General features: G+C 73.4%; 14 protein-coding genes. 7 read left to right on the forward strand and 7 right to left on the reverse strand.

What is annotated here, in order from left to right; all coding sequences use genetic code 11:
* Positions 1 to 8: 8 nt before the first annotated feature.
* From C1708_RS23870 to C1708_RS23890, 5 genes are all read right to left on the reverse strand, one after another.
* Positions 9 to 671: a response regulator transcription factor gene (locus tag C1708_RS23870; protein WP_106414587.1), complete on the reverse strand. Its 663-nt coding sequence runs from the start codon at positions 669 to 671 to the stop codon at positions 9 to 11.
* Positions 668 to 2,185: a sensor histidine kinase gene (locus C1708_RS23875; protein WP_241911322.1), complete on the reverse strand. Its 1,518-nt coding sequence runs from the start codon at positions 2,183 to 2,185 to the stop codon at positions 668 to 670. Before C1708_RS23875 ends, C1708_RS23870 begins: the two co-directional genes overlap by 4 nt.
* Positions 2,091 to 2,420 carry a small secreted hydrophilic protein gene (locus C1708_RS23880; protein ID WP_106414588.1) on the reverse strand — a complete coding sequence of 110 codons (330 nt, stop codon included), beginning with the start codon at positions 2,418 to 2,420 and terminating at the stop codon, positions 2,091 to 2,093. Before C1708_RS23880 ends, C1708_RS23875 begins: the two co-directional genes overlap by 95 nt.
* Positions 2,421 to 2,547: 127 nt before the next feature.
* A complete protein-coding gene (locus tag C1708_RS23885; RefSeq protein WP_006136621.1) occupies positions 2,548 to 2,829 on the reverse strand; it encodes an Lrp/AsnC family transcriptional regulator in 282 nt (93 codons plus the stop codon).
* Entirely contained in the window at positions 2,826 to 3,563 is a 738-nt protein-coding gene (locus tag C1708_RS23890) for a rhomboid family intramembrane serine protease (protein WP_106414589.1), read from the reverse strand. The genes C1708_RS23885 and C1708_RS23890 overlap by 4 nt, the downstream gene beginning before the upstream one ends.
* Positions 3,564 to 3,718: 155 nt before the next feature.
* Here C1708_RS23890 and C1708_RS23895 point away from each other — a divergent pair, with 155 nt between their 5' ends.
* From C1708_RS23895 to C1708_RS34070, 5 genes are all read left to right on the forward strand, one after another.
* Entirely contained in the window at positions 3,719 to 3,958 is a 240-nt protein-coding gene (locus C1708_RS23895) for a hypothetical protein (RefSeq protein ID WP_106414590.1), read from the forward strand.
* Between the two features lie 103 nt (positions 3,959 to 4,061).
* Positions 4,062 to 5,405, forward strand: coding sequence for an NYN domain-containing protein (locus C1708_RS23900; protein ID WP_106414591.1), 1,344 nt, complete (start codon positions 4,062 to 4,064; stop codon positions 5,403 to 5,405).
* Between the two features lie 231 nt (positions 5,406 to 5,636).
* Positions 5,637 to 6,677 (forward strand): C40 family peptidase, encoded by a 1,041-nt coding sequence (locus C1708_RS23905; protein ID WP_106414592.1) that lies wholly within the window; start codon positions 5,637 to 5,639, stop codon positions 6,675 to 6,677.
* Positions 6,678 to 6,867: 190 nt separating this feature from the next.
* Positions 6,868 to 7,881 carry a C40 family peptidase gene (locus tag C1708_RS23910; RefSeq protein WP_106414593.1) on the forward strand — a complete coding sequence of 338 codons (1,014 nt, stop codon included), beginning with the start codon at positions 6,868 to 6,870 and terminating at the stop codon, positions 7,879 to 7,881.
* A 33-nt stretch (positions 7,882 to 7,914) separates the two neighbouring features.
* The gene (locus tag C1708_RS34070; RefSeq protein ID WP_157951292.1) at positions 7,915 to 9,105 is read left to right on the forward strand and encodes a hypothetical protein; all 1,191 of its coding nucleotides are present in this window, start codon (positions 7,915 to 7,917) and stop codon (positions 9,103 to 9,105) included.
* Between the two features lie 9 nt (positions 9,106 to 9,114).
* On the opposite strand, the gene C1708_RS23920 is transcribed toward C1708_RS34070, so the two are convergent.
* Positions 9,115 to 10,350: a glycosyltransferase 87 family protein gene (locus C1708_RS23920; protein ID WP_106414594.1), complete on the reverse strand. Its 1,236-nt coding sequence runs from the start codon at positions 10,348 to 10,350 to the stop codon at positions 9,115 to 9,117.
* 121 nt (positions 10,351 to 10,471) lie between these two features.
* Here C1708_RS23920 and C1708_RS23925 point away from each other — a divergent pair, with 121 nt between their 5' ends.
* Positions 10,472 to 11,614, forward strand: coding sequence for a glycosyltransferase family 4 protein (locus tag C1708_RS23925; RefSeq protein ID WP_106416464.1), 1,143 nt, complete (start codon positions 10,472 to 10,474; stop codon positions 11,612 to 11,614).
* Positions 11,615 to 11,806: 192 nt separating this feature from the next.
* On the opposite strand, the gene C1708_RS23930 is transcribed toward C1708_RS23925, so the two are convergent.
* Positions 11,807 to 13,603, reverse strand: coding sequence for an AMP-dependent synthetase/ligase (locus tag C1708_RS23930; RefSeq protein ID WP_106414595.1), 1,797 nt, complete (start codon positions 13,601 to 13,603; stop codon positions 11,807 to 11,809).
* Between the two features lie 296 nt (positions 13,604 to 13,899).
* Between C1708_RS23930 and C1708_RS23935 the strand changes: the two genes are divergently transcribed.
* Positions 13,900 to 14,697 (forward strand): metallophosphoesterase family protein, encoded by a 798-nt coding sequence (locus C1708_RS23935; RefSeq protein WP_106414596.1) that lies wholly within the window; start codon positions 13,900 to 13,902, stop codon positions 14,695 to 14,697.
* Positions 14,698 to 14,727: the final 30 nt, after the last annotated feature.

Consider the following 14,727-nt stretch of genomic DNA (forward strand, 5'->3'; position numbering starts at 1 on the left):
CCGGTGCGTCAGGCCGGCAGACGGTAGCCCATCCCGCGGACCGTCTCGAGCTGGTCCGCGCCCAGCTTCTTGCGCAGCGCCCGCACGTAGACGTCCACGATGTTGGAGCCCGGGTCGAAGTCGTAGCCCCACACGTGGGAGAGGATCTGCTCGCGGGACAGCACTTGGCCGGGATGCCTCAGGAACAGCTCCAGCAGCACGAACTCACGGGCCGTCAGGTCGACGGTCCGGTCGTGCGCGCGGGCCCGCCGGGTGCGCAGGTCGAGGCTGAGCGCGCCGGACCGCAGCACGGTCACCTCCGGCGCCCGGGCCGCGGTGCGCAGCCGCAGCCGGATCCGGGCGAGCAGCTCCTCGAAGCGGAACGGCTTGGTCATCCAGTCGTCCGCGCCGCCCTCCAGACCCGCCACGGTGTCCCGTACCGAGTCCCGGGCGGTCAGCACGATCACCGGGGTCGTCACCCGGGCCTCGCGCAGTTCGCGCAGCACCGTGAAGCCGTCCCGGCCCGGCAGCCCGATGTCCAGGACCACCAGGTCGAAGCCGCCGGTCAGGGCGTACGCGTGGCCGGCCTCGCCGTCGCCGGCGACGGTGGTGGTGAAGCCGTTGGCGCGCAGCCCCTTCTCGATGAAGGAGGCGATGCGCTCCTCGTCCTCGACGATCAGGATCCGGTTCATCCGCGGGCCTCTTCCAGGGTGAGTACGAAGGTGGCGCCGCCGCCCTCGGTGTCGTGCAGCCGGACCCGCCCGCCGTGGCCCTCGGCGATGGCCTTGACGATGGACAGGCCGAGACCGGCGCCGGAGCCGCGCGCCCCGCGCCGGGACGTGCCGCGCCGGAAGCGTTCGAAGATCAGCTCCCGGTCCTGCGGGCGCACGCCGGGTCCGGAGTCGGCGACGTACAGCTCGACGCGGGAGCCCTCCGCGCGGGAGCCGATGCGGATGGTCTGCCCGGGCGTGGTGTGCTGCACCGCGTTCTGCGCGAGCTGCACCATCGCCTGCGTGATGCGCTGCGGGTCCAGCTCGGCCTCCCGGTCGGCGGTGTCGGTGAGCTGCCAGTCGCGGTCGCCGAGGGTGCGGGCCTTCACGAAGACGTCGGCGGTGAGTTCGGCGAGCTGCACCGGCTCGGGGCTGACGAAGTCGGGCCGTTCGGCCTTGGCGAGCAGCAGCAGGTCCTCCACGATGCGGCTCATCCGGTCCAGTTCGTCCGTGACCAGGCGGACGGTCTCCTCGCGTTCCGCCGGGTCGTCGCCCATCAGCTCCAGATGGCCGCGCACGATGGTGATCGGGGTGCGCAGCTCGTGCCCGGCGTCGTCGACGAACTGGCGCTGGACGGCGAAGGCCCGCTCCAGCCGGTCCAGCATGGCGTTGAAGGTCTTGGCGAGGGCGGCGATGTCGTCGTGGCCGCGCACCGGGATGCGGCGGGTGAGGTCCTGCTCGGTGAGCTGTGCGGCGGCGGTGCGCACCAGCCGTACGGGCTGCAGGATGCGCCCGGCGACCGCCCAGCCGATGCCGGTGGTGAGCAGCAGCGCCACTCCCGAGATGGCGAGCAGCACCCGGAACACCTGGTCCACGCGGGCCAGTTCCCGCTCGGGGTGGTAGGCGACGACGAACGCCACCTCGGAGTGGCCGCCGTGCCGGGCCACGGGCACCTTCGCCCAGCGGATCTCGCCCTCGGGCCGGTGCAGCACCCCGGACGGGTCGGGGGAGTCGAAGATGCGGCGCCGGGCGTCGGCGTCGCGGTGCAGCGGCAGCGCGACGGGCAGGTCGCGCGGCTGGATGATCTGCGCCGGGTCGCCGCCGGGCCGGGCCACCAGGCCGATCAGCTCCTCGTCGGGGTCGGCGTACTGCCGTTCCAGGAACACCCTGAGCAGCCGGTCCGGTTCGGTGAACGGCCGGCCCGTCTCCGGGTCCAGGCCCCGCTCCTCGAACGCCGCGAACTCGCCGGTCTCCTGGGCGAGCAGCCCGTTGCTGCGATGGTCGACGTCCCGCAGCAGGAAGGAACGGGTGGTGGCGGCGACCGAGGTGAGGGCCACCGCCATCACGAACAGCAGCCACAGCAGGATGCGGACCCGGGCGGAGAGCCGCCGGCGGCCCCGGTCAGCCGTCGTCCCCGCCGGGTCCGTCGTCCCGGTCGGGTCCGTCGTCCCGGTCGGGTCCGTCGTCCGAGGGGCCTCGGTCCTGGTCGTCGTCATCGTCGTCGTCCGTCGGTCCGTCGGTCACCGGAGGCCGGGACACGACCTCGTCGCTGGGCGTGGGGGCGGGCCGGGTGTCCGACGGCGTCGGCGCGGGCGACCCGCTGTCCAGCTCGACCCGCGGGGGCACCTTCGGCGGTTCGGGGCTGTCGGAGAGCGCGAAGCTGGTCGCGGCGACGCCCAGGGGAATCAGTACGACGGCGGCGAGGGCCGCCATCCGGCGAGTGAAGACCATGCCCTCATCCTGGGCCGGACACCCGCGGTCCAGGATGAGGCTCCGATGAGGGACCTTTCATCTTGCGCGAGCACCGGCCCCTCCGGCGCCTGAGGGGAGAGGTCCGGGGCGGGGCACGGAAAGGACGTCAGCTGTCGAGCCCGATGGCGAAGGCGGCCTCGAGATCGTGCTGGGAGTACGTGCGGAACGCCACATGCGTGTCGGTGCCCTCGACGCCCGGGATCTTGCTGATCCGGCCGGGGATGACCTCCGCCAGGTCCTCGTGCTCCCGGACCCGCACCATGGCGATCAGGTCGTAGGTGCCGGTGACGGAGAAGACCTCGCTGACACTGTCCAGCGCGGCGATCTGTTCCGCGATCTCGGGGATCCGGTCCACGCTGGTCTTGATGAGGACGATCGCGGTGATCACGGCTGGTTCTCTCCCTCGGGGGCCGGAGCAGGGGCGGACTTCACTGTAGTCGCCCCGCCGCGCCACACCCATGCGCAGCCGATCCCCAGCCCGAAGCCCACCAGGTGCGCCAGATACGCCACCCCCGGCCCGCCCTCCGCCGCCCGCCCGGCCGCCGCCCACTGCAGCGCCGCCCAGAACGGCAGCACCACCCACGCGGGCAGCCGCACCGGCAGGAAGAAGGCGAACGGCAGGAGACTGGTGACCCGCCCCCGGGGGAACAGGACGAGGAACGCACCGAGGAGCGCCGAGATCGCCCCCGAGGCCCCGACCAGGGACCGCTCGGAGCCGGCGTGGGCGGCCGCGTACCCCAGCAGCGCGAGGTAGCCGCAGCCGACGTAGCACAGGGCGAACCGCACCCGGCCCATCCGTGCCTCGGTCATCGGCCCGAACACGTGGAGGAACAGCATGTTGCCCAGCAGGTGCACCCAGCTGCCGTGCACGAACAGCGCCGTGGCGGGGGTGAGGACGGCCGCGGGGGACCCGTCGAACAGGTCTGCGGGGATGACGCCCCAGCGGCGGACGTAGGCCCGCTGCGCGGCCAGCAGCTCCTCCCCGGAGCCGTGGGCCGGGTGCAGCCCCGAGGCCGGCCCGATCAGGAAGACCAGGCAGCACAGCACGATGAGGGTGCGGGTGACCGGGGCGGGCGTGGTCCGGAACGCCCCGGCGGCCGCCGCGGTCCAGGTGCGGATCATGAGTACAGAGCATGACGTAGCCGGACGTAACCGTGCGGATCGCCTCGCCGCCGTGGACGGGCGGGCGGCGGAAGCCCGGCAGGCCGTAGGGTTACGAGCCACACGCACCGGCCGCCCGGCGCGTCACGGACACTGGAGAAAGGCGGACAGCCACGATGACGGTTCCCCTGCCGACCGCCTCGACGCGGTGGCGCTGCACCCTCTGCGGCAACCTCACCCGCTTCGACGTCACCCGCTCGTCGAAGGTCGTCGAGTACGTGCACCTCGATCTGGCCGGCGAGCCCGAGGTCGAGGAGCGCGAGGTGCTCGACGAGACGATCGAGTCGGTGCGGTGCCGCTGGTGCAACGCCGTGGACCAGGTGGAACTCGTGGACAGGCCGGGCGCCGGCTCCTGAGACAAGGGGGTCCCTCCCGCTCGAGCGAAGCCGAGAGCGGGGGAGGGCCCCGCTGACGGCGGCCCCGCGGACGGGGCCGCACACAGGCATTGGGGTGTGACGGATGGTGGAGACCACGGGCGGGGGGCCGCAGGACGGCGCCGCCGAGGTGCTCGACCGTCCGCTGCCCGACGGGGTGCGCCGCAGGGTCGTCCAGATCGTCGCGGACGGCTTCGGCGGACTCACCGTCGCCGAGCTGCCCGCGCAACTGCGGCAGTACGCCCGGTTCACCCCGAGCCGCCGCGCCAAGTTCGCCGGGAACGCCATGGCGGCGGCGCTGGAGACCGATCCGCTGTTCCGGCAGCGGATCGGGGAGAAGCTCAGAGAGGCCCAGCCGGAACTGGCCGGCGCCCTCGACTCCGGCTCCCCGCCCCCGGCCGCGGACCCGCTCGACGTGGCGGCCGCGGTCTATGTGCTCCGCCCGCCGGGCTGGGTCAAGCTGGTCGCCGCCGCAGGCGAGGAGGTCCAGCGCGCCGACGCCGAACGCGCCGGCGAGGAGACCCGCGCGGAGCTGGAGCGGCTGCGCGCCGAACTCGACCGCGCCCGCGAGCACACCCGCTCCGAGACCGAGCGGCTGCGCGCCGAGCTGGACGCGGCGAAGAGGGAGAGCGACTCCCTGCACCGCAAGCTGCGGTCCGCCCTCGCCGACGTCAAGCGCGGCGAGGCCGCCCTGCGCAAACTGCGCGGCGAGATGGAGGCGGTGCGCGCCGACGGGCAGGCCCAGGTGTCGGCCGCCGAGAGCGAGACCCGGCGCCTCAAGGCCCGGCTGGGGGAGACCGAGGCCGCCCTGGAGGCCGCCCGCCGCGCCGCCCGCGAGGGCCGCAGCGTCGAGGACATGCGCGTACGGCTGCTGCTCGACACCGTGCTGGACGCCGCCCAGGGGCTGCGGCGCGAGCTGGCGCTGCCGCCCGTGTCGGTACGGCCCGCGGAGACCGTGGACGCCGTGGAGCCGGGCCGGATGACCCCCAAGGACATCGCCGCCCGCGCGCTGTCCGAGGACGACCCGGCCGTCCTCGACCAGCTCCTCGCCCTCCCGCAGGCGCATCTGGTCGTCGACGGCTACAACGTCACCAAGACCGGCTATCCGCAGATGCCGCTGGAGAAGCAGCGGCTGCGGCTGCTCGGCCAGCTCGCCCAGCTCGCCGCCCAGACCGGCGCCGAGGTCACCTGTGTCTTCGACGGCGCCGAACTGGCCGCGCCGGTGCTGCTGGCGCCGCCGCGCGGGGTGCGGGTGCTGTTCTCCAAGCCGGGCGTCACCGCCGACGAGCTCATCCGCCAGCTCGTGCGCGCCGAGCCGCCGGGGCGGCCGGTCATCGTCGCCTCCACCGACCGCGAGGTCGCCGACGGGGTCGCACGCGCCGGCGCGCGCCCCGTCGCGTCAGCCGTGCTCCTCAAAAGGCTTTCCTAGTATCTGATGTACATCTGTCCCTCGTGCAACGTACAGGGGCAATGCCCTAATTGACGGAACCGTCACGCAACGTAGCGTCAAGAAGGCGTCACTGCAGGTGAGTTGTCATGGGATAAACGCGCTGTAGCGGAGATTTCGTGCCCAGGGATTTGAACTGATCACAGGAGAATCACTAGGGTCAGCCCTCGAACCCTCGCTCGCGCGATCACTCTCGAGAAGGAGCTCGTCTCCGTGGCGTCCCACCGTCGTCCCAAGCAGCCGAGCCGCGCACGCGTGACCGTGCTCACCACCGCCGCCGCCGCTGCCGTCGTCATGAGCTCGCAGGCCGCCAACGCGGCCCCCGGCGAGAAGCCGAGCAAGGACGAGGTCAAGGCCAAGGTCGACAAGCTCTACCAGCAGGCGGAGCAGGCCACCGAGAAGTACAACGGGGCCAAGGAGAAGCAGGAGAAGCTCCAGAAGGAGATCTCCACGATCCAGGACAACGTCGCCAAGGGCCAGCAGGAGCTCAACGACCTGCGCGACGGCCTCGGCTCGATGGCCAGCGCCCAGTACCGCAGCGGCGGCATCGACCCCTCGGTCCAGCTCTTCCTCTCCGCCGACCCGGACGACTACCTCGACAAGGCGTCCACCCTGGACCACTTGAGCGCCCAGCAGGTCGAGGCGCTGAAGGAGATCCAGGAGAAGCAGCGCGAGCTGGCCCAGCAGCGCTCCGAGGCCGCCGAGAAGCTGAAGGACCTCTCCTCCACCCGGACCGAACTGGGCAAGAAGAAGAAGGAGGTCCAGGGCAAGCTCGCCGCCGCGCAGAAGCTGCTCAACAGCCTCACCGCCGAGGAGAAGGCGCAGCTCGCCGACGAGGAGAACCGCGCCACCCGCGCCAGCGAGCGCGACGCCCTCTCGGTCAACGTCCCGGCCGGCTCCGGCCGCGCCGCCGCCGCCTTCGCCGCCGCCCAGAGCAAGCTCGGCACGCCCTACGTCTACGGCGCCACCGGCCCGTCCTCCTTCGACTGCTCGGGCCTGACCTCCTGGGCGTACGCCCAGGCCGGCGTCGGCATCCCGCGCACCTCCGAGGCCCAGACCGGCGCCGGCACCAAGATCTACTCGGTGGACCAGCTCAAGGTCGGCGACCTGGTGTTCTTCTTCAACGACCTGCACCACGTGGGCCTCTACGCCGGCAACGGCCAGGTCCTCCACGCCCCGCGCTCGGGCACCGTCGTGCGCTACGAGTCGATGAACACCATCGGCGGCCCCTTCATGTTCGGCGTCCGCGTCTGACGTACACCGCCCCGGGTGCCCCCGTTCGGGGGATTCCGGCGGTTCCGTTCCGCCTCCACGCCCCGCCTCGACCCAGGTCAACGGCGGGGCGTCACCGTGTGTGCCGCCCTGGCCGTGGCTCCGCCGGCCGCTCCGGAGGCTACTGTCTGCCGCGTTTCCCTGTCCGCCAGCGGAAGGAGCGCGGCTTCCCGTGGGGTCCCATCGTCGTACCGCACCGTCCTCAGGGGCCGAGCGGAGTGCCGCCCTCGCCCTGGGCCTGCTCTCCGCGGCCGCCACCGCCCTCGGCGCGGTACCGGCCACGGCCGCGCCCCAGGAGGACACCCGGGCCGAGGTCGACCGCCTCTACCGCGAGGCGGAGAAGGCCACCGAGGCCTACAACGCGGCCGACGAGCGCGCCGACGCCCTGCGCCGGGAGATCGCCGACGCCCAGGACGGCATCGCCCGCAAACAGCAGCGCGTCAACACCATGCGGGAGGCGCTGGGTTCGCTCGCCGGCTCCCAGTACCGCTCCGGCGGACTGGACCCCGCCCTCGCCCTGCTGCTCTCCGACGACCCCGAGGACTACCTCGAGAAGGCCTCCGTCCTCGACCGGATCGGCGCCCGCCAGGCCGCCCAGCTGAAGAGGCTCCGCGGCACCCTGCGCTCGCTGTCCCAGGACCGCGCCGAGGCGGCGAAGCGGCTCGGCGCCCTGGAACGCAGCCGCAAGGCGGCCGCCACCCACAAGCGGACCGTGGAGGGCAAGCTCGCCGAGGCCCGCCGGCTGCTCGACTCCCTCCCGGCCGGCGAACGGGCCGCCTGGGACCGCGCCTCCCGCTCCGGCCGCACCGACCTGCCCGGCCCCGGCGGCGCCCCCGCCTCCGGGCGCGCGGCCGCCGCCCTCGCCGCCGCCCGCTCCGCCCTCGGCAAGCCCTACGTCTGGGGCGCGAGCGGCCCCTCCGCCTTCGACTGCTCCGGGCTCACCCAGTGGGCGTACGCGCAGGCCGGGGTCGCGCTGCCGCGCACCTCGCAGGCCCAGCGGTACGCCGGCCGGCAGGTCCCGCTGTCCGAGGCCCGCCCCGGCGACCTGGTCCTCTACCGCTCCGACGCCTCCCACGTGGGGATGTACACGGGCAACGGCCAGGTGATCCACGCGCCGTACCCCGGCGCCCCCGTGCGCTACGACCCGGTCGGCATGATGCCGGTCTCGTCGGTCACCAGGGTCTGACTCCGGCGGGCCCGCGCCCGTACCCTCGGAGAGGTGGCCGGTCGAACGCGGGTGTCGCAGGCGGCGGTGGCGGCGTGGTGCCTGCTGCTGGCCGCCCTCGTGGGATGCGGCGGCGGTCCCGCCGCGGACGCCGCCCGCGCGGAGGTGCAGTCCCTGCTCGACCGGCGTGCGGAGGCGGTCCTCGACCGGGACGCCGCCGCCTACGCCCGCACCGGCACCCGCGACGGCTTCGACAACCTGCGCGCGGTGCCGCTCGCGGACTGGTCCTACCGCGTCACCGCCCTGGACCGCACCGGCGACCGGGCCACCGCCGCCGCCGACCTCAGCTACCGCATCGACGGCCACGACCGTTCCCCGGTGGTCACCGCCCGCACCCTGAGCCTCAGCCGGGACCGGGACAGCCGCTGGACGGTGGAGTCCGACCGCCCCGCCGAGAAGTCCGGCCAGCAACTCTGGGACCAGGGCCGGGCGCGGGCCGTGCGCGGCGAGCGGAGCCTGGTGCTGGGCGTCGGGCAGTCCGACGCGACCCTGCGCGACTACGCGGAACTGGCCGACCGCGCGGTGCCCGCCGTCTCCGATGCCTGGGGTCCCGCGTGGGCGCGCAGCGTCGTCGTCCTGGTCCCGGAGACCCTGGAGGGCATGGCGGGCCTGCTCGGCTCGCCCCCGTCCTCCTACCGGGGCATCGCGGCCGTCACCACCGGGGCGACCGGCGGCGGCCCGCGGGCGCCCGCGGACCGGGTGATCGTCAACCCGGACGCCTTCGTGCTGCTCGGCGACTCCGGACGGCAGGTCGTCCTCACCCACGAGACCGCCCACGTCGCCACCCGCGCGCACACCTCCGCCGCCACCCCGCTGTGGCTGTCCGAGGGATACGCGGACTGGGTCGGCCACCGCGGCGCGGACGGCACCCCCGCCGAGGCCGCGCCGGAGCTCGCGCACGCCGTCGGCCGCGGCGAGGTGCCGGACGCGCTGCCCGAGGACGAGGACTTCGGCTTCACCGGCGACGCGGACGGCCTGGCCCGCGCCTACGAGGGGAGCTGGCTGGCCTGCCGGATGATCGCCGACCACTGGGGCGAGGACCGCCTCGGCGCCTTCTACCGCGCCGTGGGCGCCCACGGGGACCGCGAAGGCGCCGTCGAGGACGCGATGCGCCGGGTCCTCGGCACGACGCCGGGGGAGTTCACCCTTCGGTGGCGTGATTACGTGGGGGCCGTGCTGCGGTGACGCACCGGGTCAGGACGACACCGTGGTCCGCTCGGCCCACGACGGCCCGGACACCGCGGGGGCCTCCCGGCGCCCCGGCACCGACGCGCGCCACAGGGCCCGCGCCGCCAGCACCGACGCCGCCACCAGCAGCCCGTTGCGCACCACCAGCAGCGTGATCCCCAGCCAGTCGCTCGCCACCACGTGCGCGAACCACAGCGGGAACTCCAGCGTCGTCACCGGACAGGCGACCAGGACCAGCACCGCAGGACGTCCCATCCGGCTGTCCCGGAAGCACAGGCACACGGCCGCCGTGCCCACCAGCCACACCATGTACTGCGGGCTGATCACCCGGCTGGTGACCGTGAACAGCAGCACCGCCGTGAACGCCGCGTCCGCCGCGGTGTGCGCCGCGAACCGGGACGCCAGCAGCCGCCACAGCACCAGCCACGCCAGCGCGGCCCCGGTCAGGAACAGCGCCCCCGTGCTCACCCAGCTCACGTACGGGCCGAGGAACTCCACCGAGCCGTAGTTCAGCAGCACCTCGCCGTCCCAGCCGTGGTGCCGGGCCACGTGGAACACCAGCGACCCCAGCGACTCGACCTCCGTGCCCCGGTCCCGCTGGAAGCCCAGGAACGCGAACGCGCCCGGCATCAGCGCCGCGAACAGCCCGGCCACCACCACGCCGGTCACCGCCGCCGACACCCACGCGTCACGCCGGCGCACCGCGAGCAGCAACAGCGCCGGCCACACCTTCAGCAGCGCCCCGAACGCCGCGAGCGCGCCCGCCAGCCGGGGGTGCCGGCCGGCCGCCAGCAGCGCGGCCACCGCCACCGCGGTCACCATCACGTCGTACCGGGCGTACACCGTCGGCCCGAGCAGCGGCACGCCCGCCACCCACAGCCACGCCCCGCGGCGGGACCGGCCCGTGCCGCGCGCCCCGCGCAGCAGCAGCGCCAGCGTCACCGCGTCGGCCGCCAGCGCCAGCACGAAGAAGGCGGTGGCGTACTCCAGGAACGGCAGCACGGCGGGGGAGAGGACCGCCAGGGCCGCCGCGGGCGGGTACTGCCAGGTCACGTCGTCCAGCGGAAACGTTCCGGTGACCAGGACGTCGTACCAGCCCCGGTAGATCACCGACACGTCGCTGGTGACGTCCGGACCCGGGAAGACCACCACCTTCAGCACGCACAGCAGCAACGCCGCGCGCGTGACGCCCCAGATCCCCAGCAGCCGTACCAGGGGGCCTCGTGCGGCCGTCGGTTCCACGTGATCCCTGCCCGTCGGGTGTGCGGTCATGAGGGGCCATGATGTCCCGGAAGCCGGTGTGCATGCCACCGAGCAGCGCCGTGACGGGGCGCGCGGCAACCGTTCGGTAGGGTCGGCGGCGATGCACAAGACCCTGATCGTCACCAACGACTTCCCGCCCCGTCCCGGCGGCATCCAGGCCTTCCTGCACAACATGGCCCTGCGGCTGGACCCGGAGCGCGTCGTCGTCTACGCCTCCACCTGGAAGCGCACCCGGGAGGGCGTCGAGGCCACCGCCGCCTTCGACGCCGAGCAGCCCTTCACCGTCGTGCGCGACCGTACGACGATGCTGCTGCCCACACCGGCCGCCACCCGGCGGGCCGTGGGGCTGCTGCGCGAACACGGCTGCACCTCGGTGTGGTTCGGGGCGGCGGCGCCGCTCGGCCTGATGGCGCCGGCGCTGCGCCGCGCGGGCGCGGAGCGGATCGTGGCCACCACGCACGGCCACGAGGCCGGCTGGGCCCAGCTGCCCGTCGCACGGCAACTGCTGCGCCGCATCGGGGAGTCCACGGACACGATCACCTATCTCGGCGAGTACACCCGGTCCCGGATCGCCCGCGCCCTCACCCCCGAGGCCGCCGCCCGCATGGTGCAACTGCCGCCCGGGGTCGACGAGAAGACCTTCCACCCCGGCTCGGGCGGCGACGAGGTGCGCGCCCGGCTCGGGCTGACCGACCGCCCGGTGGTCGTGTGCGTCTCGCGGCTCGTGCCGCGCAAGGGCCAGGACACGCTGATCCGGGCGATGCCCGCGATCCTCGCCGCCGAACCCGGCACCGTGCTGCTGATCGTCGGCGGCGGCCCCTACGAGAAGGACCTGCGCCGCCTCGCGGCCGACACCGGCGTCGCCGCCTCCGTCCGCTTCACCGGCCCCGTCCCCTGGTCCGAGCTGCCCGCCCACTACGGCGCCGGCGACGTCTTCGCGATGCCCTGCCGGACCCGGCGCGGCGGCCTGGACGTGGAGGGCCTCGGCATCGTCTACCTGGAGGCGTCCGCGACCGGCCTCCCCGTCGTCGCCGGCGACTCCGGCGGCGCGCCGGACGCCGTCCTCGACGGCGAGACCGGCTGGGTGGTCCCCGGCGACTCCCCGTCCCGGACGGCCGACCGCGTCACGACGCTCCTGGCCGACCCCGAACTCCGCCGCGCAATGGGCCGGCGGGGCCGGGAATGGGTCGAGGAGAAATGGCGCTGGGACCTCCTGGCCGACCAGCTGAGAACCCTGCTGTGACCGAAAGGCCGCCCTCGCCGAGGGCGGCCTCTTCCCTTCGAAGGGGCCCGGGGAACGGCGCGCTCAGCCCCTACGGCGCGGCACTTGCGCCACGGACGGAAACCGCCCCTCAGGGGCGCGGGAAACTGCGCGACCAGCCCCCACTCACCGGCACCCGCCCACGCCGGCCGGCCAACCCCCCGCTCAGGCGCCCTACTTCGCGTAGATCGCCTCGATCTCGTGCGCGTAGTCCTTGGCCACGACATTCCGCTTCAGCTTCAGCGAAGGCGTCAGGTGCCCCGACTCCTCCGTGAACTGGGCCGGAAGGATCCGGAACTTCCGCACCGACTCCGCCTTCGACACCGCCGCGTTCCCGTCGTTCACCGCCTCCTGGACCGCCGCCAGCAGATCCGGGTCCTCGCACAGCGACGCCGCCGTCGACCCCGCCGGCTTGCCGTGCTCCGCGCACCAGCGGCCCAGGAACTCCTCGTCGATGGTGATGAGCGCGCCCACGAACGGCCGCCCGTCGCCGACCACCATGCACTCCGCGACCAGCGCGTGCGCCCGGATGCGGTCCTCGATGACCGCCGGGGCGACGTTCTTGCCGCCGGCCGTCACCAGGATCTCCTTCTTCCGGCCGGTGATCCGCAGGTAGCCGTCCTCGTCCAGGGTGCCGATGTCCCCGGTGTGGAACCAGCCGTCGGCCAGCACCTCGGCGGTCGCGGCCGGGTTGTTCCAGTACCCCTTGAACAGGTGCTCGCCGTGCAGCAGCACCTCGCCGTCGTCCGCTATGCGCACGACCGAGCCGGGCAGCGGCTGGCCGACCGTGCCGATCTTCTGCCGGTCCCACGGGTTGAAGGCGGTGGCCGCGCAGGACTCGGTCAGGCCGTAGCCTTCCAGCACGCTGAAGCCGATGCCGCGGAAGAAGTGGCCCAGGCGCTCGCCGAGCGGGGCGCCGCCGGAGATGGCGTGCTCGCCGCGTCCGCCCAGCACCGCGCGGAGCTTGCTGTAGACCAGCTTGTCGAAGACCTTGTGCTTGATCCTCAGGCCGAGCGACGGGCCCGACGGGGTGTCCAGCGCCTGGCTGTAGGCGATCGCGGTGTCCGCCGCCTTGTCGAAGATCTTGCCCTTGCCCTCGCCCTGCGCCTTGGCGCGCGCCGAGTTGTAGACCTTCTCGAAGACCCGCGGCACACCGAGGATCAGCGTCGGCCGGAACGCGGCCAGCTCGTCGGTGAGGTTCTTGATGTCGGGCACGCAGCCCACCTTGATCGGCGCCATCATCGGCGCGATCTGCACCATCCGCCCGAAGACGTGGGCGAGCGGGAGGAACAGCAGAACGGAGCACTCACCGGTGCGGAACAGCGGGCGCAGCCGCTCCACGATGTTGCCGCACTCGGCGAAGAAGCTGCGGTGGGTCAGCACGCAGCCCTTGGGGCGGCCGGTGGTGCCGGAGGTGTAGACGATGGTCGCCGGGTCGTCGGCCTTGGCGACCGAGCAGCGCTCCTCCACCGTCTCGTCGCCGACGTCCGCGCCGAGGCGGCCCAGCTCCGCCAGGCCGCCGCCCTCGATCTGCCACACGTTCTCCAGCGCGGGCAGCCGGTCGCGCACGGACTCCAGGGTGGCCGCGTGGGCGTCGAGCTCCACGAGGCAGGCGGTGGCGCCGGAGTCGCCGAGGATCCACGCCACCTGCTCCGCCGAACTGGTCTCGTACACCGGCACGGTGATCGCGCCGGCGCTCCAGATCGCGAAGTCCAGCAGTGTCCACTCGTAACGGGTGCGGGACATCAGGCCCACCCGGTCGCCGGGCTGCACGCCCGCGGCGATCAGCCCCTTGGCGGCGGCCCGCACCTCCGCGAGGAAGGCGGCGGCCGTCACGTCCTGCCACGTTCCGCCGACCTTGCGGGCCATGACGGCGACATCCGGATGCCGCGCGGCGTTTCTGCGGACGATGTCGGTCAGATTGCCGTCCGCAGGGACCTCGTACAGGGCCGGAAGGCTGAACTCGCGCAAGACTGCTGCTCCTCTTAGGGCGCCGGCGCCACGACGTTGTGCGATGCGACGGTGCGGTCCAAGACTCGGGCGGATGCTCGCGAATTCACTGGTTGAAATCTCGAGCACGACTGGACTGCCCGGACGTTACCCGCCGGTATGCCTGTCCCGACAGGGGGTCCCTGCCAGATGTTCGCTGCGTCACACAGGTTGGTGTTTCATCGCGCACAGTAGTCCACGGCCGAAGCGACGAGCCAGTAACCGCAGGTAGGCCCGCCATTGTTCAGGTATGCCCCACAGGATTACGCTTGATCGCCATGGCACCCACACCCGGCGGAGACCGGCGCACCCGCGTCCACGTGGTCAGCGACGTACACGGCAACGCGACCGACCTCGCCCGGGCGAAGGAGGGCGCCGACGCCTTGGTCTGCCTCGGTGACCTGGTGCTGTTCCTCGACTACGCCGATCACTCGCGCGGTATCTTCCCCGACCTGTTCGGCACGGAGAACGCCCACCGCATCGTGGAGCTGCGCACCGCCCGCCGCTTCGAGGAGGCGCGCGCGTTCCAGCGGGGGCTGTGGGCCGGCGTCGGCGTCGACCGCGCCACGGCGATCGAGACGGCGGTGCGCAAGCAGTACGCCGAGCTGTTCGCCGCCTTCCCCACCCCTACGTACGCCACCTACGGCAACGTCGACGTGCCGCCCCTGTGGCGGGAGTACGCGGGCCCCGGCACCACCGTGCTGGACGGGCAGCGGGTGGAGATCGGCGGCTGGATCTTCGGCTTCGTCGGCGGCGGCCTGCGCACCCCCATGAGCACGCCGTACGAGATCGACGACGAGGAGTACGCGGCGAAGATCGAGGCCGTCGGCGAGGTCGACGTGCTGTGCACGCACATCCCGCCGGAGGTGCCGGAACTGGTCTACGACACCGTCGCCCGCCGCTTCGAACGCGGCAGCGTGGCGCTGCTCGACGCGATACGCCGGACCCGCCCCCGCTACTCCCTGTTCGGCCACGTCCACCAGCCGCTGGTGCGGCGGATGCGGATCGGCGTCACCGAGTGCGTCAACGTGGGACACTTCGCGAGCACCGGACGGCCCTGGGCACTGGAGTTCTGAGACCGTCCCGGGCGCGGACGCCCCAGGTCG

It is taken from the genome of Streptomyces sp. DH-12 (assembly GCF_002899455.1).
Classification (GTDB): Bacteria; Actinomycetota; Actinomycetes; order Streptomycetales; family Streptomycetaceae; genus Streptomyces.

What these genes read in the sequence shown, in the direction of transcription:
- C1708_RS23875 (WP_241911322.1), bottom strand. Translation starts at nt 2,185, where the DNA reads ATGACGACGACCAGGACCGAGGCCCCTCGGACGACGGACCCGACCGGG.
- C1708_RS23925 (WP_106416464.1), top strand. Translation starts at nt 10,472, where the DNA reads ATGCACAAGACCCTGATCGTCACCAACGACTTCCCGCCCCGTCCCGGC.
- C1708_RS23900 (WP_106414591.1), top strand. Translation starts at nt 4,062, where the DNA reads ATGGTGGAGACCACGGGCGGGGGGCCGCAGGACGGCGCCGCCGAGGTG.
- C1708_RS23880 (WP_106414588.1), bottom strand. Translation starts at nt 2,420, where the DNA reads ATGGTCTTCACTCGCCGGATGGCGGCCCTCGCCGCCGTCGTACTGATT.
- C1708_RS23935 (WP_106414596.1), top strand. Translation starts at nt 13,900, where the DNA reads ATGGCACCCACACCCGGCGGAGACCGGCGCACCCGCGTCCACGTGGTC.
- C1708_RS23895 (WP_106414590.1), top strand. Translation starts at nt 3,719, where the DNA reads ATGACGGTTCCCCTGCCGACCGCCTCGACGCGGTGGCGCTGCACCCTC.
- C1708_RS23870 (WP_106414587.1), bottom strand. Translation starts at nt 671, where the DNA reads ATGAACCGGATCCTGATCGTCGAGGACGAGGAGCGCATCGCCTCCTTC.
- C1708_RS23890 (WP_106414589.1), bottom strand. Translation starts at nt 3,563, where the DNA reads ATGATCCGCACCTGGACCGCGGCGGCCGCCGGGGCGTTCCGGACCACG.